The sequence below is a fragment of the Peribacillus simplex genome (genome assembly GCF_001578185.1).
GTDB lineage: Bacteria > Bacillota > Bacilli > Bacillales > DSM-1321 > Peribacillus > Peribacillus simplex_A.
The window spans coordinates 1,607,975-1,634,711 of sequence record NZ_CP011008.1 but is presented as its reverse complement, the minus strand read 5'-3'; the positions used below and the strand labels follow the sequence as shown (position 1 = coordinate 1,634,711).

Genomic DNA, 26,737 nt, shown 5'->3' with positions numbered 1-26,737 from the left:
ACCTCGCAAAGGCTAATAAATAGTATCATACTTTAAAACAGCAGGCAAATATTTTACAAATTTTTCACAAAGTTCTGAATTGTGTCCAAAGCGCGTTTAGCATGTGTTTCGTTCCGTTCTTTTTTTGATTTGATTCTCACTTCAAGGTCTGGAAGCAATCCGAAGTTGGCGTTCATCGGCTGAAAGCTCTTTCCATTTGTCGATGTTATATACCTTGCCATGCTGCCCATTGTCGTCTCAGCAGGAAAAATGGCAGGCTCCAATCCTTGGACGATCCTTGCAGCATTGATACCTGCAACCAGTCCTGATGCTGCCGATTCTACATAACCTTCGACGCCAGTCATCTGACCTGCAAAGAATAAATCGTCCCGATTTTTGAATTGGTACGTAGGCTTCAGAACATTAGGTGAGTTTATGAAAGTGTTGCGATGCATAACTCCATAACGGACAATTTCCGCATTTTCCAATCCAGGGATGAGCTGCAATACTTCTTTTTGCGGCCCCCATTTCAAATGTGTCTGAAAACCAACAATGTTGTAGAGTGTTCCTGCCGCATCATCTTGGCGCAATTGAACTACTGCAAAAGGGCGCTTTCCTGTTTTCGGATCTTCTAATCCGACAGGCTTCAAAGGACCAAATAACATCGTTTTCTTCCCACGTGATGCCATTACTTCAATCGGCATGCAACCTTCAAAAAAGATTTCTTTTTCAAATTCTTTAAGTGGTACTGTCTCGGCAGCAATCAATGCTTCATAAAAACGGTCAAACTCCTCTTCCGTCATCGGACAGTTCAAATAAGCTGCTTCCCCTTTATCGTAGCGGGATTTTAAGTATACTTTATCCATGTTGATGCTGTCTTTTTCAAGAATTGGAGCGGCAGCATCATAGAAATACAAGTATTCTTCATCCATGATTTGCTTTAAGCTGTCAGATAGTGACTGACTTGTAAGTGGTCCTGTTGCAATGACGGTAGGGCCTTCCGGAATTTCCGTCACTTCTTCATTAATGACCGTTACATTGGGATGATTTTTGACCTTTTCCGTCACAAGACCGGCAAATTCATGGCGATCGACAGCTAAAGCACCGCCAGCCGGTACAGCACAAGCATCTGCTGCGGACATGATGACCGAATCCAATATACGCATTTCTTCTTTTAAGACACCAACCGCATTTGTTAACGTATTTGCCCGAAGTGAATTGGAACAAACAAGTTCAGCGAATTTATCGGTATGATGTGCTGGCGTTTGTTTTACCGGGCGCATTTCGTATAGATCGACTTTGATTCCTCTTTTAGCTAACTGCCACGCCGCTTCACTTCCAGCAAGCCCAGCACCGATTACACTTACTTTTGTTTCTTTCATTTTTCGAACCTCCATGTATAGATATGATAAGACAGGAGCATTTATCATTAAAATTGCTTTCATAAGTGTTTCATTTTTAACGATATCTATGTATTTATACCCAAAATACCCATTACTGCTACGAAAATTTCAAGCATATGCCACAAATCCAGCATTTCATCTGTACTAAAAGGGATAATGGACACAAAGAGGAATTATATCTTTAAAAGAATGCACTTGTCCACTGAATTTTACATCACATCACCTAAATAAAAAAGTTTCAAGCATTATCCATTTTCTTCAAAGAAGTAAATCCACACGTTACCATGATATCATACTTCGCCGAACATAAAGAAACTCGGCAAATGCCGAGTCAATTTATATTTAGAGTTTCTCAAATGTACAAAGGGAAAGTAAACGATTTCACAGACTTTTCTATGCTTGAGGAGTTTCTTTGAAGTCACAATCCATGCACTGGACCTGGACTCCTTTTTTGAGTTTTTTCTCAACAAGCGTACCTTCACATTTTGGACAACTCCGCGGTAGCGGTTTATCCCAAGAAATGAAGTCACATCCAGGGTAGGTATCACACCCGTAAAATAAACGGCGTTTTTTACTTTTCCTTTCAATGATGTTTCCTTCCTTACATTTCGGGCATTTCACACCTATTTCTTTTACGATTGGTTTTGTGTTACGGCAATCGGGGAAATTACTGCATGCCATGAACTTACCATAACGCCCCATCTTAAAGACCATCTCATGTCCGCATTCTACACAATCTTCACCTGCAGGCTCATCTTTGATTTCAATTTTCTCCATTTCGACTTCAGCTTTAGCCAAATGAACAGCAAATTCTTTATAAAATTCATCGATGACCTTAATCCATTCGATGCTTCCTTCTTCGACGCTATCGAATTCCTGTTCCATCTTGGCAGTGAACTCTGCATCAAGAATATCCGGGAAGAATTCACGTATCAATTCAAGAACGATCTCACCAAGCTCTGTGGGGATGAACCGTTTATTATCCAAAGTAACATAACCACGTTTTTGAATCGTATCCAAGGTAGGAGCATATGTGGAAGGACGGCCTATTCCCAGTTCTTCTAGGGTTTTGACAAGACGTGCTTCTGTATATCTGGGTGGAGGCTGTGTGAAATGCTGCTTAGGCTCTACATCTTTTGAAAAGAATTGATCTCCTTTTTTCACATCAGGGAGAGCATTTTCCTTTTCTTCCACTGAGTCATCGGATCCCTCAACATATACCTTCATGAAGCCCGGAAATTTAATTTTTGAACCATTGGCCCTGAAGATGACATCTTCGTTATGCAGGTCGATGCTCATCGTATCCATGACCGCAGAAGACATTTGACTTGAAACGAATCGCTCCCAAATCAACTTATATAAACGGAATTGATCTCTGGATAAAAACTCCTTGACTACGCCCGGTTCACGTAATGTGCTCGTTGGTCTTACCGCTTCATGGGCATCTTGGGCATTAGTCTGTTTTTTCTCTTTCCGCTGCTCAACCTGAACATAATCTTTACCATAACTATTTTCAATGAAGGTATGGGCTTCCTGTTTCGCAACATCGGAAATCCGGGTCGAATCGGTTCTCATATAAGTGATTAACCCGACTGTCCCTTCCTTTCCAAGCTCGATTCCTTCATAAAGCTGCTGAGCAAGCATCATTGTTTTCTTTGCACGGAAATTCAATTTTCGAGCCGCTTCTTGTTGCAGGGAAGAAGTCGTAAAAGGTGCAGCTGGATTACGCCTTCTTTCCTTTTTAGCCACTGCCCCTATCGTAAATTCGCCGCCATTTAAAGAACCGAGTACTTTTTTGACGTCCTCTTCTGTATTTAATTCTTTCCGCTCACCGCCCAGGCTGAAAAAGGAACCTTCAAACTGTTCTTTTCCTTTTACAAAATCTGCCTTGATTGTCCAATACTCTTCCGGGATAAAATCTTTGATTTCTTTTTCCCGGTCAATGATCATCCGTACAGCAACCGATTGGACCCGTCCCGCACTTAAGCCTTTTTTCACTTTTTTCCACAAAAGCGGGCTAATATTGTATCCGACCAAACGATCCAAGACCCTTCTTGCCTGTTGCGCATCAACCAATTTCATATTTATTGGCCTCGGTGATTTAAATGATTCTTTGATAGCCTCTTTCGTGATTTCGTTGAATACCACGCGGCAATCAGAATTAATGTCAACATCGAGACTGTGAGCCAAATGCCAGGCAATGGCTTCCCCTTCTCTGTCGGGGTCAGCCGCGAGATAGATTTTTTTCGCTTTTTTTGCAGCAGTTTTCAATTCTTTTAAAACCGGGCCTTTGCCGCGGATAGTTATATATTTAGGTTCATATTCATGTTCAACATCGACACCCATTTGGCTTTTAGGCAAATCGCGTACATGCCCCATGGAAGCCTTTACTTTATATTTTTTTCCCAAGTAACGTTCTATTGTTTTCGCCTTTGCGGGCGATTCCACAATCACTAAGTATTCTGACATCCAATAAATCCTCCTCAAAGAGGTAATATAAATCTTCACTATTATTAATCATTCAAAAAACATTTGTCAACACCTCTTTACTTTTCAAAGCATGTCATTTTATTTATTTATAAGTATTTTGACAAGAGGTGCCATTTGCAAAACTTATAACAGTTTTACAATATTTTCAACCTTTTTGTCTAAAATTTCAACAATTCCTTAAAAAAAAACACCTTTTTTTTCTATTTTTCCGTTTAATTCTCCGTCTATCTTCTATATTATATCGTTCAAAATTCTTCCTCAATCTGCTTAGAACTCAAAACAAGTTTGGCACCATCTTGAATCAATTGATTGGTCCCTAATGATTCTGGACTCGTTACATTGCCAGGAAGCGCAAATACCTCCCTGCCATGTTCCAAAGCGGATTGTGCCGTAATAAGGGAACCGCTTTTTTCTTTGGCCTCGACCACGAATACTCCCAGTGATAATCCACTGATGATTCGATTCCTGAGCGGAAACATCCAAGGTTCCGCTCTCTTTTCCGGTGGAGTCTCAGATAAAAGTAACCCTTTATTGATGATTTCCCCTGCAAGGGAAATATTGGATTTTGGGTATATTTGCAAAAGACCTCCTCCTAAAACCCCAATCGTATCTCCGCCTTCCCCCAAAGTGATTTTATGTGCCTCTGCATCGATTCCAGCCGCCACCCCACTTATGATCACGAATTTTTTCTTTACAAGTGGTAATAGAATCGTTTTTAAGGCCTCCAGTCCATACGAGGTTGGCTTACGAGTTCCAACAACACCTAGCGTGCTCCTCCTCGTTAGAAGCTTCTTATCGCCTTTTAAATAAAGAACCCATGGGGGATCGAATATTTGCTTCAGCAAAAAAGGATAATCATCATCGAAGATCGTCAAGCAATGAATTTGGCAATCTTCGTATCGTTTAAGTTTATCGATGGTATTGAGTGAATGTAAATCTTTGAGAAAGAGGGTAAGCTTATTTGAAGGGATAGGGAGGATTTTTACCCATTCCTCATGATTCATAGTGAAAAGGGAAGATAAGGACGGGTCATTTGACATGATAATTTGGATTGTTTTCCATCCTGCTCCGCGGCAATGATGGAGGTGGATTAATTTTTCTGTTTTATTCAATTGGAAGCACCCCTAATCGGATATTTTTAAAGGTAGGTTGATTGTGATGGTCAAAGTAATCGAAATGTGTTTCCCGAGGAATTTGGAGTGAAATAAAGGCCGACCCAAAAAACAGGTCGGCCCAACTTAAATCAATGCGTTTTACAAGGTTCGTAGATTTCTTTTTCCTTCAGGACGGAGATCAATGTTTCACCCATTACGGATGGAGTCTCAGCAACTTTAATTCCACATTCGTTCATAACGCGGATTTTCTCGTCAGCTGTACCTTTTCCTCCTGAAATTATGGCACCAGCATGTCCCATACGTTTACCAGCTGGAGCTGTACGGCCACCAATGAAACCTACAACTGGCTTAGTCATATTTTCTTTCACCCAGATTGCCGCTTCTTCTTCTGCCGTGCCGCCGATTTCCCCGATCATGATCACCGCATGTGTTTCCGGATCTTCATTGAATGCTTTCAGTACATCAATGAAGTCCGTTCCGTTAACGGGATCCCCACCGATACCGACAGCCGTAGATTGCCCAATGCCTGCTTGTGATAATTGGTGAACGGCTTCGTACGTTAAAGTTCCAGAACGAGAAACTACACCTACATGGCCTTTTTTGTGGATATATCCTGGCATGATACCAATCTTACATTCTTCCGGGCTAATGACACCCGGGCAGTTCGGTCCGATCAAGCGAGTCTTTTTACCTTCCATGTAACGCTTCACCTTGACCATATCCAGGACAGGAATATGTTCCGTGATACAAATAACAAGATCTAGTTCTGCGTCAACGGCTTCAAGAATCGCATCTGCAGCAAATGGAGCCGGTACGTAGATAACCGATGCATTCGCTCCGGTTTCAGTGACAGCTTCGGAAACTGTATTGAATACAGGTACCCCTTCCGCTTCTGTTCCGCCTTTGCCCGGAGTGACTCCTCCAACGATTTTCGTGCCGTATTCCAACATTTGTTTTGTATGAAATAATGCTGTTGAACCAGTGATTCCCTGAACGATCACTTTCGTATCTTTATTAATATAAACGCTCATTATGTTCCCCCCTGCCTATTATCCTACAAGTGATACTATTTTTTGTGCTCCATCTGCCATTGATTCAGCAGCCGTAATATTTAAACCTGACTCTTTAAGTATCTTTTTACCAAGGTCCACATTCGTACCTTCAAGACGAACAACAAGAGGGACATCCAGGCCAAGCTCTTTAGCAGCAGCTACTACGCCTGTCGCGATGATGTCACATTTCATGATCCCCCCGAAGATATTAACGAAGATGCCTTTAACATTTTGATCGGATAGGATGATTTTGAAAGCCTCTTTTACTTTTTCCTCAGTAGCGCCGCCACCAACGTCAAGGAAGTTAGCCGGATCTCCCATATAATGTTTAATGATGTCCATCGTTGCCATAGCAAGTCCGGCACCATTAACCATACATCCGATATTTCCGTCAAGCGATATGTAACTAAGGCCATGTTTTGATGCTTCAATCTCTTTCGCATCCTCTTCATCCAAATCACGGTACTCCGCGATGTCTTTATGGCGGTAAATCGCATTATCATCGAAATTCAATTTAGCATCCAGTGCCATTACATTGCCATCGCCCGTTACCACTAATGGGTTGATTTCAGCGATTGAGCAATCTTTTTCAACGAAAGCTGTATATAAGTTAACCATCAGTTTGGAAGCTTTATTTATAAGTGAAGCCGGAATATTGATATTGAATGCAATCCTACGTGCCTGGAAGCCAGTCAGGCCGACAACCGGATCGATTACTTCTTTGAAAATTTTCTCTGGTGTCTTTTCAGCCACTTCCTCAATTTCCGTTCCGCCTTCTTCAGAAGCCATCAATACGACACTGTTCGTAGCACGGTCAAGGACCAGCCCGATATAATATTCCTTCGTAATGTCGCAGCCTTCTTCAATAAGTAAACGCTTAACTTCCTTGCCTGCCGGTCCTGTTTGATGGGTCACCAGCGTCTTACCAAGAATCTCTTCTGCATATGTACGTGCTTCATCAAGATTTTTCGCTACCTTAACTCCGCCGGCTTTCCCGCGGCCGCCCGCATGAATTTGAGCTTTGACGACAACAACTTCCGTACCTAATTCCTTCGCTGCTTCCACTGCTTCATCTACAGTAAAGGCAACCCGGCCATTTGGAACGGATACCCCGTATTGTCGCAATATCTCTTTTCCCTGATACTCATGGATATTCATTTCCCATCCTCCTTATCTACTAAAAACCAACTTTTAAATTTAATGCCTGTTTTCTCTACCATATTACAACAAAATTCTCCTTGGTGCATAATATTCTTTCACATAATTTTGTGAATATTATCATAATATACTTTTTTTACTCTTGTATTAAATGGAAAAAACTGCTTGGCCGTTGTGTTTCTTACTAGTGAAAATCAATTATATTTTTTCTATCATTCTATTCTTTTAAAAAGCCTTTTCTCTTATAAATCCAGCGAAAACACACCCTGATACACCCTTTTCCACCATATTAATCCAGAAAACACCTCAGAGAAATTACATTTATCCTTGTTTTGACTCAAAGGAAAAGCAAAAGGACAAAGCCATGGCTTTGTCCTTTTGCTGATAGTTTAGTATGTTTTTAATATAATGAAAATTTATTAACAATTTCCCTAATTTTCTACAAAAATCAACAAGAATCCATTTTGGTGAAATCACGTGCATAATCAGGCGCCTACCGATTCATGTCCTTGTCGACTTTATAAATGAATGCAAATACCTCTGCAACAGCTCCGTACAATTCTTCCGGTATCGTTTGATTTATATCCAATTGACCTAAAAGTGCAGCAAGCGACTCATCCTTTTGGACCGGTATATCCAGCTTCATAGCCCTTTCCAGAATATTTTCAGCCGTTTTACCTTTCCCCTTCGCCAATATGACGGGAGCTTTGGATGTCTTTTGATCATACTTTAAGGCAATCGCTTCTTTTCGCCTATCATTTTTCATATTCGAATATCCACACCACTATATGAACCAGATTCTGAAAAAGGAACGGATTTCAACCCGTGGCCCCTCTCTTTTCCGCTTCCCATGTTTACAAATGAAACACCTGACAATCTGTAATCCATTTTTTCCAGATTCTCTCTCAGGAGTTCAAGATATTATTTGCTGTCTCTTCAAGGACTGCTCCATGCCCATTGATGACCGTCACCTTTATGATTCGATTTTGTACCTGCATATCGATGATAATCTCTTTAAGGCGTTCTGTATTCCGGGTCTATCTTGCCATCTTTTGTTTTCCTTCCGCTCCATTGTAACGTTAGGTCCGTTTGTGTAGAGCCCAGATTGATTGGAAGTGTAAGGAGCAAATTCTGAATCGGCCCATTTTCTTGTGCAAGGATCTGTTGGGCAGTGACCCGATTTAGGATTTGTTCTGCGATCTCCTTAATGGCTGCCGGAGTTTGCTCATTCAGCAATTTAAGCAGCAGCGGTTTAAGTGTATCCAAATCCTTCGAGAACTCCATTTCATCTCTAGTAAGATTAACAAGTGCATGTTCCAGCTGAAGACCAAGGATCTTCGTCCACTCTTTTAGTTGGTGTGCAACAGATGGACCATTAGTAAAATCGATTGTTTGAAACTCAGCTTCAAATACCTGGGCAAGGACCAGCCTCTCATTATTCCTAACGAACTGGGCCTCAGACAGCTGTTTAAGTGACTGAAACAGTAGTTTGGCCGCCTTACCCTTCGACTCAACTACCTGCTCTCTATCCATATTCGAATAGCCTAAAAGGTCATTCACTTCTAGATTTCCGCCTAATGCTTTTTTTCCGGCTGTTGCTTCTGCAAAAGCACTCTCAAGCAAATGAAAGGCAAGATGGGAAAGTTTTTCTGCAGAAATTTTTTTCTGAAACGATTGGATATCAGTTGGCATTTTTGTCGCTTTATGATCAACGCCGTTCAATATCCGATTTATATTAATTTGATTTCGTCAATTTTTCCAAATGCTCCGCTTTTTGCCTTGGAAAGTACATGCAATCCTTGGTGTAATTTTTCAATCGCTGAGTTCTTAGGAATTCCGGACCTCGCCTCAGCTCCATCAATTAACTTCTCCAGAAAGACAGATTCTGTAATGCCCTTTGGGACGAAACCTGTCTTTTTAAGCAGGGAAAATGCGCCGGATTTCATTTCAGGTGTTTAATCCGAAACCAGCCAAATGGTCACTAGTTTTTGCAAACCGAATTGTTGAAGCTGGCTCTGTTTAGCCACATGCAAGGAGTCCAATACATCCATAAGCTTGAAAGCCGTCCTCGTTACAACTCCCCCATCCTGCAGTTGCTGCTTGAGGCCGCTGAGCAATTTGTGAAAAGGTTCGCCTTTGGCATGTGAAAATAATGCATCATATACATCTTTTACAAACGGCAATTGCTGAATGAACATTGTTTTTATCAGAGGCAGACCAACTTCTGCATCAGCAGTTTTCAGCCATTGCAAAGCGGACTGAAAAGTTTCCTTGGTTATAGGGAGACGGTTTTTCAGGAGATATTCGGCAAGCTTTGCCGCCGCAGGTTCGGGCGTTATGCCGAGATGAGCGATCAATTGTGCAGCTGTGCCATCTAAGCTGGAACAGTTCAAATTCGGAATCTAAAGCTTTTAACACGACCTTCCCCTCATTTGGTGGCTGAATTTGAAACCAATACCTTTCTCCTGCCCGAAGCGGGATATCCAGAGCGGCAATCATTTTTTGATGGCCAATCTGTACCTCGGCCGTTTGGTTAGCAAAAACCTTATTCACTTTCCCGAAAAGGATTTGACCGTTTTTCAAACTCGCAGTTCCTTGTATTTCAATTGGTGAAGATACGGGTTGACCGCTTGTTGTCGATTGCATCATCCTCCCTAGTCCTTCGTACGTGCAGCGATTTCCTTAACTGGTGCAAAACTTCTTCTATGCCAAGGTGTAAGCCCGTGCTTCTCGAGCGCTTCTAAATGTTGGCTTGTCCCATATCCCATGTGCTTTCCGAAACCATATTCCGGATATTCTTCACCATATTCCTTCATCATCCTGTCACGAGTCACTTTCGCTATAATGGATGCCGCAGAGATGGTAATGCTTCTTGAATCCCCCTTTATGAGCGAAAGCTGCGGAATCGGCACATCCAGTTCCATCGCATCAATCAACAAATGATCAGGAAGTTCTGACAGATCGTTCACTGCGGCCACCATTGCCTTTTTCGTAGCTTGATATATATTGATTTCATCGATTACTTCGCTATGTACAACACCCACTCCTATGGAAAGTGCTTCCTTAAAAATCATCTCATAAAACAGTTCCCTTTTTGACTCTGGAATCTTTTTAGAATCATTCAGTCCTGGCAAATAAAAAGATTCCGGCAAGATGACAGCACTTGTCACAACTGGTCCTGCCAACGGTCCTCTTCCTACTTCATCGATACCTGCAAGAATAGAAAACCCTTGTTTGCGCAATTGCCGTTCAAACTCCGTCATTTCCGTGAAAGCATCCTTTACCTGTCGCTCTTTTTCATAGGCTCTTTGCCATTTGCTCACTAAGTCAGTTACTCCCTTTCGGCTGTCTTCCCGGCATTCTTGTAAAAATAAATCATCTGGCTCTCTTATAGTCTTTAACTTTGAGGAGATTTCCTTAATGCTCATTGCAGTTTTCATCATTTATCACCCATCATATTAATTATCGGCAGTCTTGCTCCTTTTCTACAGTTCAAACAAAAATACGGAGCGGAAAAGAGACATCAAAAGTTAAAAACCTTTTCGACATCCAACTCCAGCTCCGTATCAACCCTTTTCACCGACCTTCTTCAAAAATCAGGTCAGTGTCTTGCAATCTCTACTTAATGTTATTCGGGGATATTATCCTCTTCATAATCCTTAGGGACCTCAAACGTAAGAGGGCCCATCTTTTCTGAACGGATTTCACGTACGACCAACTCTGCGGTTTTGTCATAATCAATGAAGCCACCGGATGCTAAACAGCCCCTGAACTTTCCGACGGCATCGAATAGTTCAAGCGTTTCCTGAGGAATTGCACTCAGGTTATAACGGGATTTCAATCTATCCGGATATTCCTTTTCCAAAAAGCGCAGACCGTATAAAGAGACCTCGTGCAAGTTTAAGATCGTATCCTTGATCGCTCCCGTCAATGCAAGCTTCAAGCCCACTTCCTGATCCTCGAATTTAGGCCAGAGGATCCCCGGCGTGTCCAACAGTTCCAATTCCTTACCAACTTTTATCCATTGCTGCGCCTTCGTGACACCAGGTGTATTCCCTGTTTTGGCAATGTTCTTTTTGGCAAGTCGATTGATTAAAGTTGATTTCCCTACATTCGGAATCCCGACTATCATGGCGCGGATGGCTCTTGGCTTTATTCCTCTTGATTCCATCCTGTCATACTTATCTTTTAAAAGTTTTTTAGAAGCAGCTGTAATCTGGTTTAAACCGTTTCCTGCCTGCGAGTTAATGGCAATCGCCGTTTTCCCCTGTGATTTATAATATTCAAGCCACATATTCGTTTTCACCGGATCGGCCATATCAGCTTTATTCAAAAGGATAACCCTCGGTTTATGCTGTATGATTTCATCGATCATCGGATTTCGTGAAGATGCCGGAATCCGGGCATCCACAAGTTCAAAGATGATGTCGATCAGTTTTAATTTCTCTGTTACTTCCCGTCTTGCTTTGGCCATATGGCCAGGGAACCACTGTATTGTCAATGGAATCCACCTTCCTACTATTCCGCCAATCGAAAGTCTTCAATCGGCCAATAAACTAATTTAGTTTTTCCTAACACTTTATCGTAAGGAACGACGCCAACGCTAATATAGCGGCTATCCTTACTAACACGACGATTATCCCCTAAGACAAATAGATGGTCTTCAGGCACCGTTCCTTGTTCTATTACATCACTTAATGTAAAAGGTTCCGTCAAAGCCCCGCCATCTATCAATTGTTTTTTATATTCATCCAAGTATGGCTCATCATAAGCTTTTCCATCCACGTACAGAGTATCATCTTTATATTCCACTTTTTCCCCTGGCAATCCGATGACCCGCTTTATGTAATCTTTGCCTTCTGGAGCTTCAAAAACGATAATGTCGAATCTTTTCGGTTCACCAATCGAATAGGAGATTTTATTAACAAGCATGCGGTCCGTATTCTTTAATGTCGGCATCATGGAATTACCGTCCACAACAATTGGAGCCAGGAGGAAATAACGAATCAGTGTCGCAGCTATAACCGCGATTATGACCGCCTTTGTCCATTCCCACAATTCATTTTTCTTTTTCGCCATCCTTACCCACCCTTTTAGAAAGCATATCAACAATTATTTTAACATGTTGCGGACGCTATAGCGAGCGGGATTCTATATAGTTTTCACCGTATATGTGCATTAATGGTTTCTTGCAGTGCAAAAAGGGAGCCTGAAAAACAAGCTCCCTTTTTGATACTGTTTGGTTATTCACCTTATGTGGATCATGGTAAACCCGCATGAAGATATTCGAAGAATTAACGACGAATTTCTTTAATACGTGCTTTTTTACCACGAAGTTCGCGTAGGTAATAAAGTTTCGCACGACGTACTTTACCGTGACGGATAACTTCTAGTTTCGCAATTTTTGGTGTGTGAACAGGGAAAGCACGTTCTACTCCAACGCCGTAAGAGATCTTACGCACTGTGAAAGTTTCACTAACTCCGCCGCCACGACGTTTGATTACAACGCCTTCAAACAACTGGATACGTTCGCGAGTTCCTTCAATAACCTTTACGTGTACACGTACTGTGTCACCAGGTCTGAATGATGGAAGATCTGAGCGAAGTTGTTCTTTTGTGATTTCGTTAATAAGATTTTGCATCGATTTCAACTCCTCCTGGACGCTCTTGCAAATACTTATTGTTTGCAGCGGAACATCGTTATAAGACTGAGCATTTTGCCCAAGTCACAAGGTATATCCTATCATACTATAAACGTCGATGCAATAGGCATCAGTCTTCTTTTTTAATCTCGGACAATAATTTTTTTTCAAGTTCCGATAGTTCATAACTATCGAGCAAATCAGGACGCCGCATCCACGTTCTGCGCAAAGATTCCTTCATCCGCCATTCATCGATTTTTTTATGATTTCCGGATATTAGCGGATCGGGAACTTTCATCCCCCGAAAATCTGCAGGTCTAGTATAATGGGGATGCTCTAACAAACCAGAAGAATAGGAATCAAGAATCGGGGAGTCAACATTTCCTAGAACGCCGGGAAGCAAGCGAACTACGCTGTCAATAATGACCATTGCGCCCAATTCCCCGCCTGTAAGAACAAAGTCACCAATCGATATTTCATCCGTTACGACATGCTCCCGGATGCGCTCATCGTATCCTTCATAATGTCCGCATATGAAAATGAGATGTTCTTCATTTGCATACTCTTCAGCTTTTTTCTGCGTGTAACGCTCTCCCTGAGGACAAAGCAGGACTACCCTTGGGGTTAGCTCAGCTTGGCCTTTTAGAGCTTCTACAGCATCAAAAATCGGTTGTGCCTTCAATACCATTCCGGCACCTCCGCCATACGGATAATCGTCTACCGTCGAGTGCTTATTATCTGCATAGTCTCGAAAATTGGTCACCTTATAGCTGACAGCCTGCTTTTCCGCAGCCTTTTTTAAGATGGACGAGCCAAATACCCCTTCGAACATTTCTGGAAAAAGCGAAAGCACATCGATTTTCATCAGTCTAAAAGTCCTTCCATCGGTGTAATGATGACCTTTTTAGCGGAAATATCTACTTCTTTTACAATTTGTTCAATATACGGGATCAGAATATCCTTACTGCCAGCTTTCTTAATGACCCAAACATCATTGGCACCAGGCGTAAGAACCTCAATGATTTCCCCAACTTCCAAACCTTCATCCGTAAATACAGAACAGCCGATGATTTCATGGAAGTAGAACTCACCTTCGTCCAATTTACCAAGCTGTGCTTCCTTCACTTTTAGTACCCCGTTTCTAAAAGCCTCGACCTGCCCGACGTTATAATAGTTCTCGAACGTCAATAGGTTAAAGTTTTTATGGGTACGATGTGACCTGATGATAAGCGGCAAAGGCTTTTTATCCGTGTCCCTAAACAAATGCAGTGTATTTCCCACTTTGAATCGTTTTTCCGGAAAGTCTGTTGAAGAAATGACACGCACTTCTCCTAAAAGACCATGTGTGTTGACAATTTTACCTACATTAAACCATTTTTCCATTCTTTCACCTCTAACGAATTTCCGAGACGATTCCATCTTTAATGACAATAGTCTTCGTTGCCATAATATCGTCCCAATCTGCCCCAATTTCCACATCAATGATACTTTGAACTTCCCGTTCCTTCAATTCGCTTCCAGTGGGAAGGATCTCCAACTGCTCCATTTGAAATTCAAGCAGTTTAATTTTTTCTTGCCTCTGGTTTATTTCTTTTTCGAAATGAGCACGGAGACTAGCAGGCTGGAGATTTCTTGTTTTTTCAAGCTTTTTCAGTTCAAAGCGAAGCTGTTCACTCTCTTTTTGAAGCTGAAGGCGTTTTGACTTGTACTTCTCGAGGAGCTGATTCTTGCTGGATTCCGTTAATACTTGGTTAACGATTACATTTTGGAGAATTTTCATTCCAGCACCTCCTATTATCTATGATTTCTTATTTCCGTCAAAAAATATGTATGATAGGGTAATCTTTTTGAAAAAGGGGGTCATTCTCTTAAGTATAACGTAAATCGATAAAAGATGCGTCTTAAAAAGGCGTAAAGTTTAAACTCCGGGTCAGATCCAAATAGGATCAAAGTCGGAATTTCACTTTCTTGAAGTACAAAAAAAGGAGGGGTATTAGCCCTCCTTATTCGGAAATCTCCAAATAGATTTTCTTCTGCTGTGAAGATCCTGCTGCATATACCACAGTCCGAATCGCCTTAGCAACACGCCCTTGTTTACCGATGACCTTGCCCATGTCCTCTTTATGAACGGAGAGGATATAAACAATCCGGTCGGACTCTTCCTTGGAGGTCACGATGACCTCCTCCGGATAATCCACAAGTGCTGAAACAATCGTTTCAATTAGTGCTTTCATCAACTAACGTCGATTACTTGCTGTTTTTTGCAACATGGAATTTTTCCATGATGCCTTGTGTTGAGAATAAGTTACGAACTGTATCAGATGGTTTAGCTCCATCTTGTAACCATTTAAGAGCAAGCTCTTCGTTGATTTCAACTTTAGCTGGTTGAGTCACCGGGTTATAAGTTCCTACCACTTCAATGTAACGTCCGTCACGTGGTGAACGAGAATCTGCAACTACAATACGATAGAAAGGAGATTTTTTAGCTCCCATACGTTTTAAGCGAATTTTTACTGCCATTTTAAATAAGCACCTCCGAATAGTTTCACACAAGATAGTATAATATCAAATGTCTTGTATGTTTGTAAAGGTTTTTTTCTTAACAGGTGAAAAAAGTGTTGAAACACATGGCTTTAACCCGTATTTCCCCTTAGTTTCAACCTAAAATAAACCTTACATGAACGGGAATTTGAATCCCTTTTTCTTCCCTTTTTGCATGTTCGTAACCTGTTTCATCATCTTTTTCATTTCTTCGAATTGCTTCAATAGGCGGTTCACTTCTTGAATCGATCTGCCGCTTCCTTTGGCAATCCGTTTCTTACGGGATGCATTCATGGTTTCTGGATGTTCCTTTTCTTGCGTCGTCATTGAACGGATGATAGCTTCGACATGACCGATCTGTTTCTCATCGATCTGAAGGTTATCCATCCCTTTCATTTTGTTCGCACCAGGAATCATTTTCAGAATATCATCAAGCGGACCCATATTCCGCACCTGACCAAGCTGATCAAGGAAATCATCAAAGGTAAAAGTGGCTGTACGCATCTTTTTCTCTAATTCTTTCGCTTTTTCTTCATCTACATTGGCCTGTGCTTTTTCGATAAGGGTCAATACATCACCCATGCCGAGGATCCTTGACGCCATCCGTTCTGGATGGAATGCTTCAAGTGCATCCAATTTTTCTCCCATACCGACGAATTTTATCGGCGTGTTGGTGACTGAACGAATCGAAAGTGCCGCACCACCACGTGTATCCCCATCAAGTTTCGTAAGTACGACTCCAGTCAGGCCTAACTGTTCATTAAAGCTTTGGGCCACATTGACCGCATCCTGACCTGTCATCGCATCGACAACCAGGAAGATTTCATCGGGTTTTGTCAATTCTTTGATATCCTTCAGTTCACCCATCAAGTTCTCATCAACATGAAGGCGGCCTGCGGTATCAATCAACACATAATCATGATGTTCTTCCTTAGCCTTTTCAATCGCCTGTTTGGCAATTTCAACAGGGCTGACCTGGTCCCCAAGGGAGAAAACAGGCATGCTTAATTGTTTGCCAAGTGTTTCAAGCTGCTTAATCGCCGCCGGACGGTAAATATCAGCCGCAACGAGCAATGGCTTGCGGTTGTATTTTTTTCTAAGAAGATTGGCAAGCTTTCCGGTGGTCGTCGTTTTACCAGCACCTTGAAGCCCTACCATCATAATGACGGTCGGTGGTTTCGAGGCAACGGCAATCTTGCTTTGTTCGCCGCCCATCAGCTCCGTCAATTCTTCCTTAACTACTTTAATTACCTGTTGACCGGGGGTTAAGCTTTTCAGCACTTCCTGACCTACCGAACGTTCACTAACACGTTTTACAAAATCCTTCACGACTTTAAAGTTAACATCCGCTTCAAGCAGGGCCAATCGAACTTCACGCATCATTTCTTTAACGTCCGCTTCGTTGACCTTACCTTTTCCACGGATCTTTTGCATCGTGCTCTGCAGTCGGTCGGCCAATCCTTCAAATGCCATATTGCCGCCTCCTAATCCAACTTCTCAAGCGTTGTGATTGCGTCTAGCAGCTTCTCTTTTGAAAAGGAATCCTTTTCTATGAGTCCCTTCATATTCGCAATCCACTGGTTACGCTCTTGAAATTTTTGAAATAACAATAGCTTCGCTTCATATTCCTCAAGCATCGCTTCTGTTCTTTTTATATTATCATAGACTGCCTGCCTACTTACTTCGTATTCATCGGCAATCTCGCCAAGAGAGTAATCATCCAGATAGTAGAGGGACATGTAGCTCTGCTGCTTCTCTGTTAACAACGATTGGTAAAAGTCATACAAATAATTAATCCGCGTTGTCTTTTCAAGCATCTTAGCAAGCCTCCCTGCTGTTAAGTGAAAACCCTTTACAAGTTTATATTGTAAAGCCTTGTTTATTTGATGTCAAGTCAAACTCCTTACCACTTGTTTGCAAAGCACTATTTTTTTCGTTTTCTTACTTCTAGAAGTTCACAGTGAATCCTGTAACAATGTTGCTGCCTCATAAAAAAAAGACAAAAAAATTCCAGAAGAGAAAAATCTCTTCCGGACATTTTTTGCTTAAACCTCTTCTTTATCGATGATATCAGCAAACAGGCCATAAACATATTTCTCTGCATCGAATTCCTGCAGATCGTCCATTTTTTCACCAAGCCCGACAAATTTAACGGGAATGGCCAGTTCATTGCGAATTGCCAAAACAATTCCACCTTTTGCCGTGCCATCAAGCTTTGTTAAAACAATACCGGAAACATTGGTCGCTTCCTTGAAGGTCTTGGCCTGAATAAGTGCATTTTGTCCAGTTGTTGCATCAAGGGCAAGCAACACTTCATGTGGCGCACCAGGTATTTCACGTTCAATTACACGTTTCACCTTTTCCAATTCCTTCATTAAATTCACTTTATTTTGTAAACGTCCAGCTGTATCACAAATCAGGATATCCGCTTTACGAGCCTTGGCAGCCTGAATGGCATCGAACATGACCGCAGCAGGGTCAGAGCCTTCTCCTTGCTTGATTACACTGACACCAACACGTTCTCCCCATACCTCGAGCTGTTCAATTGCACCTGCACGGAACGTATCCCCGGCTGCCAATACGACAGACTTGCCTTCTGCCTTGAATTTATGAGCAAGTTTACCGATTGTCGTCGTTTTACCTACCCCATTAACCCCTACGAACAAAATGACCGTCAAACCTTCTTCTTGTATATTCAGGCTCGGAGTCCCTTCTTCATCACCTTGGTAGATTTCGACAAGCTTTTCGGAAATGACGGATTGCACTTCCCTTGTATCAGAGATATTGCGAAGCTTGACTTCCATTTTTAATTGATCAATTAGTTCCATCACAGTATCAAAGCCTACATCAGCCTGTATCAGGATTTCTTCAAGTTCTTCAAAAAAGTCCTCATCCACTTTCCGATAACGGGCAACAAGTTCATTAACCCTTCCAGTAAAGGAATTCCTTGTCTTTGTCAAGCCTTGCTTGAATTTTTCACCTATGGATACTTCTGCTTCAACTTCTTTTTCTTTTTCTTCCTGGTTCGTAAATTTCTCTTTTAGCTTTTTGAAAAAACTCATTGTCCCACTTCCTCTAATAATGAATTTAAACTTCAATAAAGTTTTCTGATTCTTCCATCCGGACAGAAACAAGTTTGGAAACTCCTGACTCCTGCATCGTAATGCCATATAGTACATCAGCCTCTTCCATCGTGCCTTTACGGTGAGTAATCACGATAAACTGTGTTTCCCTGCTGAACTTCCTTAAAAATTGGCTGAACCGAACTACATTCGCCTCATCAAGGGCTGCCTCGACTTCATCAAGAATACAGAAAGGCACCGGCCGCACTTTCAGAATGGAGAATAAAAGGGCTATGGCCGTCAGTGCCCGTTCTCCTCCGGATAAGAGGCTCAAATTCTGCAGTTTTTTCCCAGGCGGCTGTGCAATGATATCTACCCCTGTATTTAGTAAATCATCCGGATTCGTCAGTTTAAGCTCAGCTCTCCCTCCGCCAAATAATGCTTTGAAGACTTGTTCGAATTCTTCACGGATCGAATAAAAGGTATCTGCAAAGCGCCGCTTCATTTCATCATCCATTTCATCGATGACTTGGAATAATGTATCTTTCGCCTGTTGAAGGTCTTCCTTTTGACTAAGGAGGAATTCATAGCGTTCAGCTACACGTGCATATTCATCAATCGCACCTAAATTTACCGTCCCTAATTCCTCTATTGCAAGCTTGATGAGCTTCACTTTTTTTTGGGCTTCTTCTGCAGGCATCATCAATGGATACTGTTCTTTTGCACCTTCAAAGGAAAGCGTATATTCTTCTCTCAAGTGGTCGAGACGATTTTCCAATTCCACATCCAGACGGGTTAATTTTACTTCTTCGTCCTTCATCACTTCAACAATGCCTCTATAAAGTCGGTTTTCTTCTTTCAAGGCCAGTTCAAGTGTTTCAACTTGTGTTAGAAGCTCGTTTTTTTCCTGTTTTTTTATAGTGATTCCTTCAATTGCCCCATTTTTATCGAGCAATTTCTGCTGTGCCATATCTTCCAGGGATTCTTCCCCGCTTGAACTGTCTGTCATTTCATTGGTCAGGAGCCCCAAATCATCTTTGTTTTCGTCAAGCCTGCTAGTTTCCTTTGAAAGATCCGAATCAATGCGTTCCATCTTCTCTTTTTGGTTTTGTAGCTGCCCACGCTTAGAGGCCAGTGTTACCCTCAGTTCATTCGTTTCTTCGGCAAGGCTCTCTTTTGAGGATTGTTGGGATTGCTTTTGTTCCGTCATGTCGGAAATCAGCCGGTCAAGCCCTTCAATTTCCATTTTACATGATTCCAAAAGTGCTTCCAGCTCTTCAAGTCTTGCCGTTTTTTGCTGTTGTTCTTCTAAATATGAATTTTTATCCAAATCATAAAGATGCAGCCGTTCATTCACATTTCTTTCCTGTAGCTCCACTTCACGAAGTTCGCCCTTCAGGGTTTGTTCTTGCAATCGAAGGCTCTCCCCTGTTTTTCTGGTTTGTTCAAGCGTTTGCTCTTGAACACCCACATCCACTTTGAGCTGTTTGACCTGCTTTTCTAGCTGATTCGTTTTCGCTTCCATGGCGGCTAGTTTTTGATGGAGCTCTTCCAATTCCGTTTTCCTCGAAAGCAGGGAGGTTGTTTTTTGCTTTAATGCGCCACCAGTCATTGAACCACCTGGATTGACGATATCCCCTTCGAGGGTTACGAAGCGGAAACGGTGCTGCATCATTTTCGCCAAGTCATTTGCACCCTTTAGATCTGTCGTGATTATGACAGTCCCTAACAGGTTTTCCGCAATTGCTGCATGCCTGTCATCATATTGGATCAATGAGGAGCCCGTCCCCACAAAAGCTGAGTGGCTCTTTAGCATCGATAATTGGCTTACTGAAATCTCTCTTGCCTTAATGACCGATAAAGGCAAGAACGTCGCACGTCCATACTTATGTTTCTTCAAGAAGGAAATGGCCTCTCGTGCATGCTCTTCGCGTTCAACGACCACATGCTGCATCGCTCCGCCCAGAGCCGTTTCGATGGCCGTTTCATATTCCTTTGGAACCTTTATCAATTCCGCAACTGCCCCTTCTATGCCTTGAAGGGTTTCTTTCGCTTTTAAAACTTCTTTAACTCCCTGAAAAAAGCCTGCATAATCCTCTTCCATTTCTTCAAGAAGTTCCTTACGTGATTTTGCCTGTTGAAGGAATTGATAGGCCTTATAAAGGGTGGTTTCCTGTTTTTGATACGTATCCTTTGCCGCATTCAATTTGTTCTGTTGATTCCGGAAATAAGAGACATGCTCTTCAAGCTGCTTGGTCACATTTTCCATCAGCTTTGAATATTCCAATTTTTTAGCAGTGATACCCATTCGCTCGGTTAAGAACTTTTCATTTTCCATATCAAGTTTAGCATTTTTATGTTCCTGCTGTGTTAGCTGCTGAAGCAGGTACTGTTTTTCATTTTTAGCCGATGCCTGCTTGTTCAACCACTCGATATAGTCACTCTTTTTCACTTCAATCATCGCTTCGATATCACTATTGAATAGGCCTAAGCTTTTTTGTTTTTCATTTAAGGTTTCCTGTATCCCTTTCACTTCCGAGTTCAGAGCATTCAGGAGTTCCGTTTCTCGTTCCTTTTGCAGGGACAAGCGCTCGACAGCAGCCTCACCTTCCACAATCGCTTTTTCAAGCTGTGACTTGTTTTGGGCGGCATTTTTTTTCCGCTCTTTCAAAACTTCTTTACGGCCTTCAAGCTTTTCAAGTTCTTCACTGGCATTCAGGAGAATTTCCTGAAGTTCATTGATCGATGTCTCAAGAGTTGCAAGACTATCCCGAAGCTTTTTGAGATGCGCTTCCCTGTCATGAAGCTGCCCTGCCATTTGCTGTTCCATTTCATTATGTTTTTCAAGTTCCTTGGATAGGTTTTCCCATTTTTCATAAAGTTCTTCTATTTCAAAAACGGTTAAAGCTACTTCTATTTGCTCAAGCTCTTCTTTCTTCTCCAAAAATTCCTTGGCGAGGGAAGACTGAATTTTCAGCGGTTCCACTTGCCCTTCCAATTCATGGAGGATATCATGGACACGGTTTAAGTTATCCTGCGTTTCCGTCAGCTTCGATTCCGCTTTTCGTTTTCTTGTTTTATATTTCAGGACACCTGCTGCCTCTTCAAAGATCACTCGTCTTTCTTCTGCCTTACTGCTTAGGATTTCTTCCACTTTCCCTTGGCTGATTATGGAAAATGCTTCACGCCCAAGACCAGAATCCATGAAAAGATCTATGATGTCCTTCAGTCGGCAGCCTTGATTATTAATGAAAAATTCACTTTCTCCCGATCGGTATACCCGTCTAGTCACACTGACTTCATGAAAATCAATCGGCAGGGAATTCGTCTCGTTATCAAGGGTCAATGAAACTTCTGCAAAATTCAACGCTTTCCTCGTGTCACTTCCCGAAAAGATGATATCTTCCATTTTTGCTCCACGCAGCGATTTCGCAGACTGCTCTCCAAGTACCCATCGGACTGCATCGGTCACATTACTTTTGCCGCTTCCGTTTGGTCCAACCACTGCCGTGACTCCAGGTACAAAATCAATCGAAATTTTCTCTGCGAAAGATTTAAATCCTACAACGTCCAAGCGTTTGAGGAACATGACCTTTCCTCCTCTACTGTTCAACTATCTTGTTGATTTTTTTTCTTTTAAAACGATCAATGCATGCTCGGCAGCATGCTGCTCCGCTTCTTTTTTTGACTTTCCTAAACCAGAGCCCAGTTCTTCCCCATTCAGAGAAACGGTCGAAACAAACTCCCGGTTATGGGCTGGTCCTTTTTCCTGCAAGATCTTATATTGCAGGACACCGATGGCATCACGCTGAATCAGCTCTTGAAGCTGGCTCTTATAATCCATCACATGAGAAAAAGCACCCTCGTCTATCTTCGGAAATACAACATGCTTCAAAAACTGCACAACTGGCTCTAATCCTTGGTCAAGGTACAAAGCCCCAATATAGGCTTCGAATACATCCGCAAGCATGGCAGGGCGTTCTCGTCCACCTGTCATTTCTTCCCCTTTTCCGAGTAAAACATATTCCCCGAAAGAAAGGCTATTGGCAAAAGCGACAAGTGAAGGCTCGCACACAATGGCTGCCCTTAATTTGGTAAGTTCACCTTCGCTCATCATCGGATATTTTTGATACAAGTATTTAGAGATGGTCAGTTCAAGCACAGCGTCTCCCAAGAATTCAAGCCTTTCATTATCTTCATAAGGCTTACGGCGATGCTCATTCACATACGATGAATGTGTAAAAGCTTGTTTCAATAAATTTTCATCCTGAAAATGAAAACCCAGACTTTCCTGCAACTGTTTAAATTTATTATCCTTGATTGATGGTTTACGATTATTTCCGTTCCTACGCATCACACAAAACCCTCCACAACGGTTCAAAAAGCATATTTTTCCAATATATTAAAAAGAAACCTGGCAGGAATTCCTGTCAAGCTTTCCTATGTACATCATACATTATAATCCGCTTAAAGAAAACTAACGGAAAAAGACCACTGCAATGCAGGCGGGGCTACCTGGGGCATCTCATTCCCTTATATCTGCCGCTGCATCAAACCTTCTTTAAGAATAAGAGAAAGCCCCGTTAAAAAACGGAGCTTTTAGTCAAACGACAATACATTACATAGTGCTTTGTATGTAATTCACAGCATCACCTACTGTGGCGATTTTTTCAGCGTCATCGTCCGAAATTTCCATATCAAACTCGTCTTCGAATTCCATGACTAGTTCAACTACATCTAGGGAATCGGCACCAAGATCTTCTTTGAAAGAAGCTTCAAGTTTAACCTCTGATTCTTCTACGTTCAAACGATCTACAACGATTTTCGTTACTCTTTCTAATACATCTGCCAATGTGTTCACCTCCCCTCAAAACATTATAAATTAATTTCGGAAAAAATCAAAGAAAACTTACATGACCATGCCGCCATCTACATGAAGAGTTTGTCCAGTCATATATTTGCTTGCCTCAGAAGCGAGGAAAGACGCCACTGCAGCGATATCTTTTGGGTCACCGAACCGTGCAAGCGGAATTTGGTCCAACATGGCTTTTCGGACATCTTCAGGCAATTCCCCAGTCATATCCGTCGAGATGAAACCAGGAGCAATCGCATTTACCGTAATCCCTCTTGAAGCAAGTTCCTTTGCCGTAGTTTTGGTCAGTCCGATCACACCAGCCTTGGCCGCAACATAATTTGCCTGACCTGCATTTCCGCTGACGCCGACGATCGATGCCATATTGATGATCCTGCCGCTACGCTGCTTCATCATTTGTCTTGTGACCGCTTTTGTGCAAAGGAAAACTCCTTTAAGATTCGTATTGATCACTGAATCCCATTCCTCTTCTTTCATTCGCATCAATAGGTTATCTCGTGTGATACCGGCATTGTTAACCAAAATATCCACTCTGCCAAACTGTTCGATGACCTCTTTGATCATGCTTGTCACCGAGTCACTATTTGCAACATCGCACTGGATGGCAAATGCTTTACGGCCCAATGCCTTGATTTCTTCCACCACTTCATTCGCTTTCGTTTCACTGCCAGAATAGTTGATGGCAACGTCTGCTCCTTGACGGGCAAGTTCTAATGCAACTTCCCTGCCAATACCTCTTGACGCCCCTGTTACAAGTGCTTTTTTACCTTCGAGGATCATGCTTTTGCCCCCTTCAATGTTTCAATTGTTTTTGTTAGTGTTTCTATATCGGAGACCGAGTGAATTTGAACGGAACGATCGATCTTCTTTATTAATCCACCCAATACTTTCCCAGGGCCTACCTCGATGAACGTATCCACTCCCAATTCAAGCAGGGTTTTCACACTGTCCTCCCATAGGACCGGTGAATACAGCTGTTCGATTAATTTTTCTTTTATTTCAGCAGGTGCAGTAATGGGCTTAGCCGTTACGTTTGAAATGACAGGAATTTGTGCCTGTTTGAAGCTTACTTCATCAAGGACACCCTGTAACTTTTCTGCCGCTGGTTTCATCAATTCCGAATGGAACGGTCCACTCACTTCAAGAGGAAGAGCCCGTTTAGCCCCATTCTCCTTGGCTTTTGCACTTGCGAGTTTAACCCCTTCTGAAGTTCCAGAAATGACGATTTGGCCTGGACAATTAATATTGGCTAATTGAACGGATTCCCCTGTTGCTGTTATTTCAAAAGTCACTTCAGATAGAGCTTCACGGTCCATTCCCAGTATCGCAGCCATTGAACCTTGACCATTCGGTACCGCAGCTTCCATGAATTCACCGCGCTTACGCACAGTATAAACGGCATCTTCAAAAGAAATTGCACCTGATGCCACTAAAGCCGTATATTCACCTAAACTATGCCCTGCTGTATAATCAGGTTTGATTCCCGCTTCTTCTAACTCCTTGACAAAGGCATAGCTCGTGGTCAATAAAGCTGGCTGTGCATTATAGGTTACCGTTAATTCTTGTTGTGTGCCATTAAAGATCAGTTCGGAAAGTTGAAAATCAAGTTTTTCATCGGCTTTTCGAAAAATATGCTGAGCACGCTCGTTTTCCTGAAATAAGCCATGACCCATTCCTATTGACTGTGAACCTTGCCCTGGAAAGACAAAAGCAATTTTACCCATCTGTTACTCCCCTGCCTCTTTGATTTATTTTTGTTTTTCTATTGTCTTTGCAATGGTCGATATGACGTCATTCCCCACCATATCGCGAGTCTGGCGTATCGCATTATAGACCGCGTTCGCATCTGAAGAACCATGCGCCTTTATGACAGGGGCCTTCAAACCGAATAGGCCAGCACCGCCATACTCCGAATAATCCATTTTAATTTTAATGCCCTTTAGTTCCGGTTTGACCATTGCTGCAGCCATCTTACTCTTGAAGTTGCTCATCAAGGCCGTTTTCACCATTTTAAATACACCCATAGCAGTACCTTCAAGTGTCTTCAACACCATATTTCCCGTGAAGCCGTCCGTAACGACAACATCTGCCGGTCCATTTAGAAGGTCCCTGGCCTCTACATTACCTATAAAGGATATCTCCGATGATTGCTGTAGCAATGTAAAAGCCTGCTTAGTCAGTTCATTCCCCTTTTTTTCTTCTGTTCCGATATTCAGGAGTCCGACCCGTGGCTTTTCAATTCCCCGCACTTTTTGTGCATAAACAGATCCCATTATTGCGAATTGCAGCAGATGCTCCGGCTTCGCATCAGAGTTCGCACCTACATCCAGAAATACGAAACCTTTACCATCGATTGTCGGAAGGGTTGGAGCCAATGCCGGACGTTCAATGCCTTCTATCCTTCCAACAACAAACAAGCCTGCAGCCATTAGCGCACCAGTATTGCCTGAAGAAATGCATGCATCTGCTTCTCCATCAGCCACTTGTTGTGCAGCTAATACCATCGAGGCACTTTTCTTGCGGCGAACCGCACGAACCGGTTCATCGGTACTTAATATTTTTTCATCAGTATGTACAACCTTTATTCGGCCATGTTTCGTTAAGTATTGATTTATCTCCGCTTCATTGCCCACCAAGGTAATTTCCACATCGGAAAAAGCCTCAACAGCTTTCATCGCTCCTAAAACCTGTGCCTTGGGAGCATTATCGCCACCCATTGCATCTATCGTTATCTTCATTTTCTTTCATCCTTTACTAGAAAGTTAAGAGCGATACATTTCGAACTCGCCTTTAAAAACCAGTTCATTACCAACGTAGCTTCTGACTTCCACCACGGAACGATCGTTGGTGTGGTCCACGTTTTTAACCTTCGCTTTAGCTATCACTCTTTCATTTTCCTTTACAGAACGAGTAAATAAAATGGATGCTTTTGCAGTTAATGCCAGTTCGTCATTAATGACCGCTACAGCCAATGAATTCGCTTGGGCAAAAAGATGATGCCCCCTTGCAATTCCATTCCGCTTAAAGACATGCTCTTTATTTATATCCAAAATCGAAATAGCATTGTCATCTAAATTAAGATCAATTACTTCCCCGATGATTTCATCCAAAGGCAAAGCCCTAATTTCGTCACTGAATTTCTTCTCAGCCACGCTTTTAATACGTTCACGCAGTTCCGGTATCGATAATTCAAGACGATCAAGCCTAATAGTCTGGACGCTCACCGAATATTTTTCAGCCAGCTCCTCATCCGTTACAAAAGGATTCTGTTTAATCGTTTCGATTAATAATTGCTGGCGTTCCTTCTTACTTCTTCGCATCTGAAGGTCACCATCCGTAGTATTATGACTAGGTACTAATAGTAGTATATATATTTTAAAAACAGATTGCAAGATATTGAAAAAATTCTCGCAATCTGCTAA

Annotated in this window: 29 protein-coding genes; all 29 read right to left on the bottom strand. The window is 42.1% G+C overall.

Annotated features, from left to right (window positions below):
* Window positions 1–53: 53 nt before the first annotated feature.
* Window positions 54–1,361, bottom strand: a complete 1,308-nt coding sequence (gene trmFO / locus UP17_RS07710) for an FADH(2)-oxidizing methylenetetrahydrofolate--tRNA-(uracil(54)-C(5))-methyltransferase TrmFO (RefSeq protein WP_061462399.1) — start codon at window positions 1,359–1,361, stop codon at window positions 54–56.
* 414 nt (window positions 1,362–1,775) lie between these two features.
* Window positions 1,776–3,851 carry a type I DNA topoisomerase gene (gene topA / locus UP17_RS07705; RefSeq protein ID WP_061462398.1) on the bottom strand — a complete coding sequence of 692 codons (2,076 nt, stop codon included), beginning with the start codon at window positions 3,849–3,851 and terminating at the stop codon, window positions 1,776–1,778.
* A 266-nt stretch (window positions 3,852–4,117) separates the two neighbouring features.
* Window positions 4,118–4,984, bottom strand: a complete 867-nt coding sequence (gene dprA, locus UP17_RS07700; protein ID WP_061462397.1) for a DNA-processing protein DprA — start codon at window positions 4,982–4,984, stop codon at window positions 4,118–4,120.
* 131 nt (window positions 4,985–5,115) lie between these two features.
* Window positions 5,116–6,018, bottom strand: coding sequence for a succinate--CoA ligase subunit alpha (gene sucD / locus UP17_RS07695; RefSeq protein ID WP_061462396.1), 903 nt, complete (start codon window positions 6,016–6,018; stop codon window positions 5,116–5,118).
* An 18-nt stretch (window positions 6,019–6,036) separates the two neighbouring features.
* Window positions 6,037–7,197 carry an ADP-forming succinate--CoA ligase subunit beta gene (gene sucC, locus UP17_RS07690; protein ID WP_061462395.1) on the bottom strand — a complete coding sequence of 387 codons (1,161 nt, stop codon included), beginning with the start codon at window positions 7,195–7,197 and terminating at the stop codon, window positions 6,037–6,039.
* A gap of 493 nt (window positions 7,198–7,690) precedes the next feature.
* Entirely contained in the window at window positions 7,691–7,963 is a 273-nt protein-coding gene (locus UP17_RS07685) for an EscU/YscU/HrcU family type III secretion system export apparatus switch protein (RefSeq protein ID WP_061462394.1), read from the bottom strand.
* 248 nt (window positions 7,964–8,211) lie between these two features.
* Window positions 8,212–8,919 (bottom strand): hypothetical protein, encoded by a 708-nt coding sequence (locus UP17_RS07680; RefSeq protein WP_061462393.1) that lies wholly within the window; start codon window positions 8,917–8,919, stop codon window positions 8,212–8,214.
* Window positions 8,920–8,927: 8 nt separating this feature from the next.
* Entirely contained in the window at window positions 8,928–9,143 is a 216-nt protein-coding gene (locus UP17_RS07675; protein ID WP_061462392.1) for a hypothetical protein, read from the bottom strand.
* Window positions 9,144–9,152: 9 nt separating this feature from the next.
* A complete protein-coding gene (locus tag UP17_RS07670) occupies window positions 9,153–9,449 on the bottom strand; it encodes a hypothetical protein (protein ID WP_061462391.1) in 297 nt (98 codons plus the stop codon).
* The gene (locus UP17_RS07665) at window positions 9,427–9,846 is read right to left on the bottom strand and encodes a hypothetical protein (protein ID WP_155727267.1); all 420 of its coding nucleotides are present in this window, start codon (window positions 9,844–9,846) and stop codon (window positions 9,427–9,429) included. Before UP17_RS07665 ends, UP17_RS07670 begins: the two co-directional genes overlap by 23 nt.
* 5 nt (window positions 9,847–9,851) lie before the next feature.
* On the bottom strand, window positions 9,852–10,637 hold the full coding sequence (locus UP17_RS07660; protein ID WP_061462389.1) for a ribonuclease HII: 786 nt from the start codon (window positions 10,635–10,637) through the stop codon (window positions 9,852–9,854).
* A gap of 188 nt (window positions 10,638–10,825) precedes the next feature.
* Entirely contained in the window at window positions 10,826–11,698 is an 873-nt protein-coding gene (gene ylqF / locus UP17_RS07655; protein ID WP_061462388.1) for a ribosome biogenesis GTPase YlqF, read from the bottom strand.
* A 17-nt stretch (window positions 11,699–11,715) separates the two neighbouring features.
* Complete coding sequence (gene lepB, locus UP17_RS07650; RefSeq protein ID WP_061462387.1) at window positions 11,716–12,276, bottom strand: signal peptidase I; 561 nt, start codon at window positions 12,274–12,276, stop codon at window positions 11,716–11,718.
* Window positions 12,277–12,491: 215 nt separating this feature from the next.
* On the bottom strand, window positions 12,492–12,839 hold the full coding sequence (rplS, locus tag UP17_RS07645; RefSeq protein WP_034313702.1) for a 50S ribosomal protein L19: 348 nt from the start codon (window positions 12,837–12,839) through the stop codon (window positions 12,492–12,494).
* Window positions 12,840–12,969: 130 nt separating this feature from the next.
* Window positions 12,970–13,704, bottom strand: coding sequence for a tRNA (guanosine(37)-N1)-methyltransferase TrmD (trmD, locus tag UP17_RS07640; RefSeq protein ID WP_061462386.1), 735 nt, complete (start codon window positions 13,702–13,704; stop codon window positions 12,970–12,972).
* A complete protein-coding gene (rimM, locus tag UP17_RS07635; RefSeq protein WP_061462385.1) occupies window positions 13,704–14,222 on the bottom strand; it encodes a ribosome maturation factor RimM in 519 nt (172 codons plus the stop codon). The genes trmD and rimM overlap by 1 nt, the downstream gene beginning before the upstream one ends.
* A gap of 10 nt (window positions 14,223–14,232) precedes the next feature.
* On the bottom strand, window positions 14,233–14,619 hold the full coding sequence (locus UP17_RS07630; protein WP_061462384.1) for a YlqD family protein: 387 nt from the start codon (window positions 14,617–14,619) through the stop codon (window positions 14,233–14,235).
* Between the two features lie 223 nt (window positions 14,620–14,842).
* On the bottom strand, window positions 14,843–15,073 hold the full coding sequence (locus tag UP17_RS07625) for a KH domain-containing protein (RefSeq protein ID WP_048684915.1): 231 nt from the start codon (window positions 15,071–15,073) through the stop codon (window positions 14,843–14,845).
* Window positions 15,074–15,086: 13 nt separating this feature from the next.
* Window positions 15,087–15,359 (bottom strand): 30S ribosomal protein S16, encoded by a 273-nt coding sequence (rpsP, locus tag UP17_RS07620; RefSeq protein WP_034313715.1) that lies wholly within the window; start codon window positions 15,357–15,359, stop codon window positions 15,087–15,089.
* Between the two features lie 153 nt (window positions 15,360–15,512).
* Window positions 15,513–16,853 (bottom strand): signal recognition particle protein, encoded by a 1,341-nt coding sequence (gene ffh / locus UP17_RS07615; RefSeq protein WP_061462383.1) that lies wholly within the window; start codon window positions 16,851–16,853, stop codon window positions 15,513–15,515.
* A gap of 11 nt (window positions 16,854–16,864) precedes the next feature.
* Window positions 16,865–17,197: a putative DNA-binding protein gene (locus tag UP17_RS07610; protein ID WP_061462382.1), complete on the bottom strand. Its 333-nt coding sequence runs from the start codon at window positions 17,195–17,197 to the stop codon at window positions 16,865–16,867.
* Window positions 17,198–17,425: 228 nt separating this feature from the next.
* The gene (ftsY, locus tag UP17_RS07605; protein ID WP_061466019.1) at window positions 17,426–18,442 is read right to left on the bottom strand and encodes a signal recognition particle-docking protein FtsY; all 1,017 of its coding nucleotides are present in this window, start codon (window positions 18,440–18,442) and stop codon (window positions 17,426–17,428) included.
* 25 nt (window positions 18,443–18,467) lie between these two features.
* The gene (gene smc / locus UP17_RS07600; RefSeq protein WP_061462381.1) at window positions 18,468–22,031 is read right to left on the bottom strand and encodes a chromosome segregation protein SMC; all 3,564 of its coding nucleotides are present in this window, start codon (window positions 22,029–22,031) and stop codon (window positions 18,468–18,470) included.
* 24 nt (window positions 22,032–22,055) lie between these two features.
* Window positions 22,056–22,796, bottom strand: a complete 741-nt coding sequence (gene rnc / locus UP17_RS07595; RefSeq protein WP_061462380.1) for a ribonuclease III — start codon at window positions 22,794–22,796, stop codon at window positions 22,056–22,058.
* Window positions 22,797–23,060: 264 nt separating this feature from the next.
* Window positions 23,061–23,294 carry an acyl carrier protein gene (locus UP17_RS07590; RefSeq protein WP_034313729.1) on the bottom strand — a complete coding sequence of 78 codons (234 nt, stop codon included), beginning with the start codon at window positions 23,292–23,294 and terminating at the stop codon, window positions 23,061–23,063.
* Between the two features lie 57 nt (window positions 23,295–23,351).
* The gene (fabG, locus tag UP17_RS07585; RefSeq protein WP_061462379.1) at window positions 23,352–24,095 is read right to left on the bottom strand and encodes a 3-oxoacyl-[acyl-carrier-protein] reductase; all 744 of its coding nucleotides are present in this window, start codon (window positions 24,093–24,095) and stop codon (window positions 23,352–23,354) included.
* Window positions 24,092–25,039, bottom strand: a complete 948-nt coding sequence (fabD, locus tag UP17_RS07580) for an ACP S-malonyltransferase (protein WP_061462378.1) — start codon at window positions 25,037–25,039, stop codon at window positions 24,092–24,094. Before fabD ends, fabG begins: the two co-directional genes overlap by 4 nt.
* 24 nt (window positions 25,040–25,063) lie before the next feature.
* Window positions 25,064–26,053: a phosphate acyltransferase PlsX gene (gene plsX, locus UP17_RS07575; protein ID WP_061462377.1), complete on the bottom strand. Its 990-nt coding sequence runs from the start codon at window positions 26,051–26,053 to the stop codon at window positions 25,064–25,066.
* A 24-nt stretch (window positions 26,054–26,077) separates the two neighbouring features.
* A complete protein-coding gene (gene fapR, locus UP17_RS07570) occupies window positions 26,078–26,635 on the bottom strand; it encodes a transcription factor FapR (protein WP_061462376.1) in 558 nt (185 codons plus the stop codon).
* Window positions 26,636–26,737: the final 102 nt, after the last annotated feature.

Excerpts from the sequence above, each read along its gene's own strand:
- topA (WP_061462398.1), bottom strand. The coding sequence starts at position 3,851 with ATGTCAGAATACTTAGTGATTGTGGAATCGCCCGCAAAGGCGAAAACA.
- sucD (WP_061462396.1), bottom strand. The coding sequence starts at position 6,018 with ATGAGCGTTTATATTAATAAAGATACGAAAGTGATCGTTCAGGGAATC.
- trmD (WP_061462386.1), bottom strand. The coding sequence starts at position 13,704 with ATGAAAATCGATGTGCTTTCGCTTTTTCCAGAAATGTTCGAAGGGGTA.
- plsX (WP_061462377.1), bottom strand. The coding sequence starts at position 26,053 with ATGAAGATAACGATAGATGCAATGGGTGGCGATAATGCTCCCAAGGCA.
- rnc (WP_061462380.1), bottom strand. The coding sequence starts at position 22,796 with ATGCGTAGGAACGGAAATAATCGTAAACCATCAATCAAGGATAATAAA.
- ffh (WP_061462383.1), bottom strand. The coding sequence starts at position 16,853 with ATGGCATTTGAAGGATTGGCCGACCGACTGCAGAGCACGATGCAAAAG.
- fabD (WP_061462378.1), bottom strand. The coding sequence starts at position 25,039 with ATGGGTAAAATTGCTTTTGTCTTTCCAGGGCAAGGTTCACAGTCAATA.
- UP17_RS07610 (WP_061462382.1), bottom strand. The coding sequence starts at position 17,197 with ATGCTTGAAAAGACAACGCGGATTAATTATTTGTATGACTTTTACCAA.
- smc (WP_061462381.1), bottom strand. The coding sequence starts at position 22,031 with ATGTTCCTCAAACGCTTGGACGTTGTAGGATTTAAATCTTTCGCAGAG.
- UP17_RS07685 (WP_061462394.1), bottom strand. The coding sequence starts at position 7,963 with ATGAAAAATGATAGGCGAAAAGAAGCGATTGCCTTAAAGTATGATCAA.
- fabG (WP_061462379.1), bottom strand. The coding sequence starts at position 24,095 with ATGATCCTCGAAGGTAAAAAAGCACTTGTAACAGGGGCGTCAAGAGGT.
- UP17_RS07660 (WP_061462389.1), bottom strand. The coding sequence starts at position 10,637 with ATGAAAACTGCAATGAGCATTAAGGAAATCTCCTCAAAGTTAAAGACT.
- rpsP (WP_034313715.1), bottom strand. The coding sequence starts at position 15,359 with ATGGCAGTAAAAATTCGCTTAAAACGTATGGGAGCTAAAAAATCTCCT.
- trmFO (WP_061462399.1), bottom strand. The coding sequence starts at position 1,361 with ATGAAAGAAACAAAAGTAAGTGTAATCGGTGCTGGGCTTGCTGGAAGT.
- rimM (WP_061462385.1), bottom strand. The coding sequence starts at position 14,222 with ATGGAAAAATGGTTTAATGTAGGTAAAATTGTCAACACACATGGTCTT.
- UP17_RS07630 (WP_061462384.1), bottom strand. The coding sequence starts at position 14,619 with ATGAAAATTCTCCAAAATGTAATCGTTAACCAAGTATTAACGGAATCC.
- fapR (WP_061462376.1), bottom strand. The coding sequence starts at position 26,635 with ATGCGAAGAAGTAAGAAGGAACGCCAGCAATTATTAATCGAAACGATT.
- lepB (WP_061462387.1), bottom strand. The coding sequence starts at position 12,276 with ATGGCGAAAAAGAAAAATGAATTGTGGGAATGGACAAAGGCGGTCATA.
- sucC (WP_061462395.1), bottom strand. The coding sequence starts at position 7,197 with ATGAATATCCATGAGTATCAGGGAAAAGAGATATTGCGACAATACGGG.
- ftsY (WP_061466019.1), bottom strand. The coding sequence starts at position 18,442 with ATGAGTTTTTTCAAAAAGCTAAAAGAGAAATTTACGAACCAGGAAGAA.
- rplS (WP_034313702.1), bottom strand. The coding sequence starts at position 12,839 with ATGCAAAATCTTATTAACGAAATCACAAAAGAACAACTTCGCTCAGAT.
- UP17_RS07665 (WP_155727267.1), bottom strand. The coding sequence starts at position 9,846 with ATGATGCAATCGACAACAAGCGGTCAACCCGTATCTTCACCAATTGAA.
- UP17_RS07625 (WP_048684915.1), bottom strand. The coding sequence starts at position 15,073 with ATGAAAGCACTAATTGAAACGATTGTTTCAGCACTTGTGGATTATCCG.
- UP17_RS07675 (WP_061462392.1), bottom strand. The coding sequence starts at position 9,143 with ATGAAATCCGGCGCATTTTCCCTGCTTAAAAAGACAGGTTTCGTCCCA.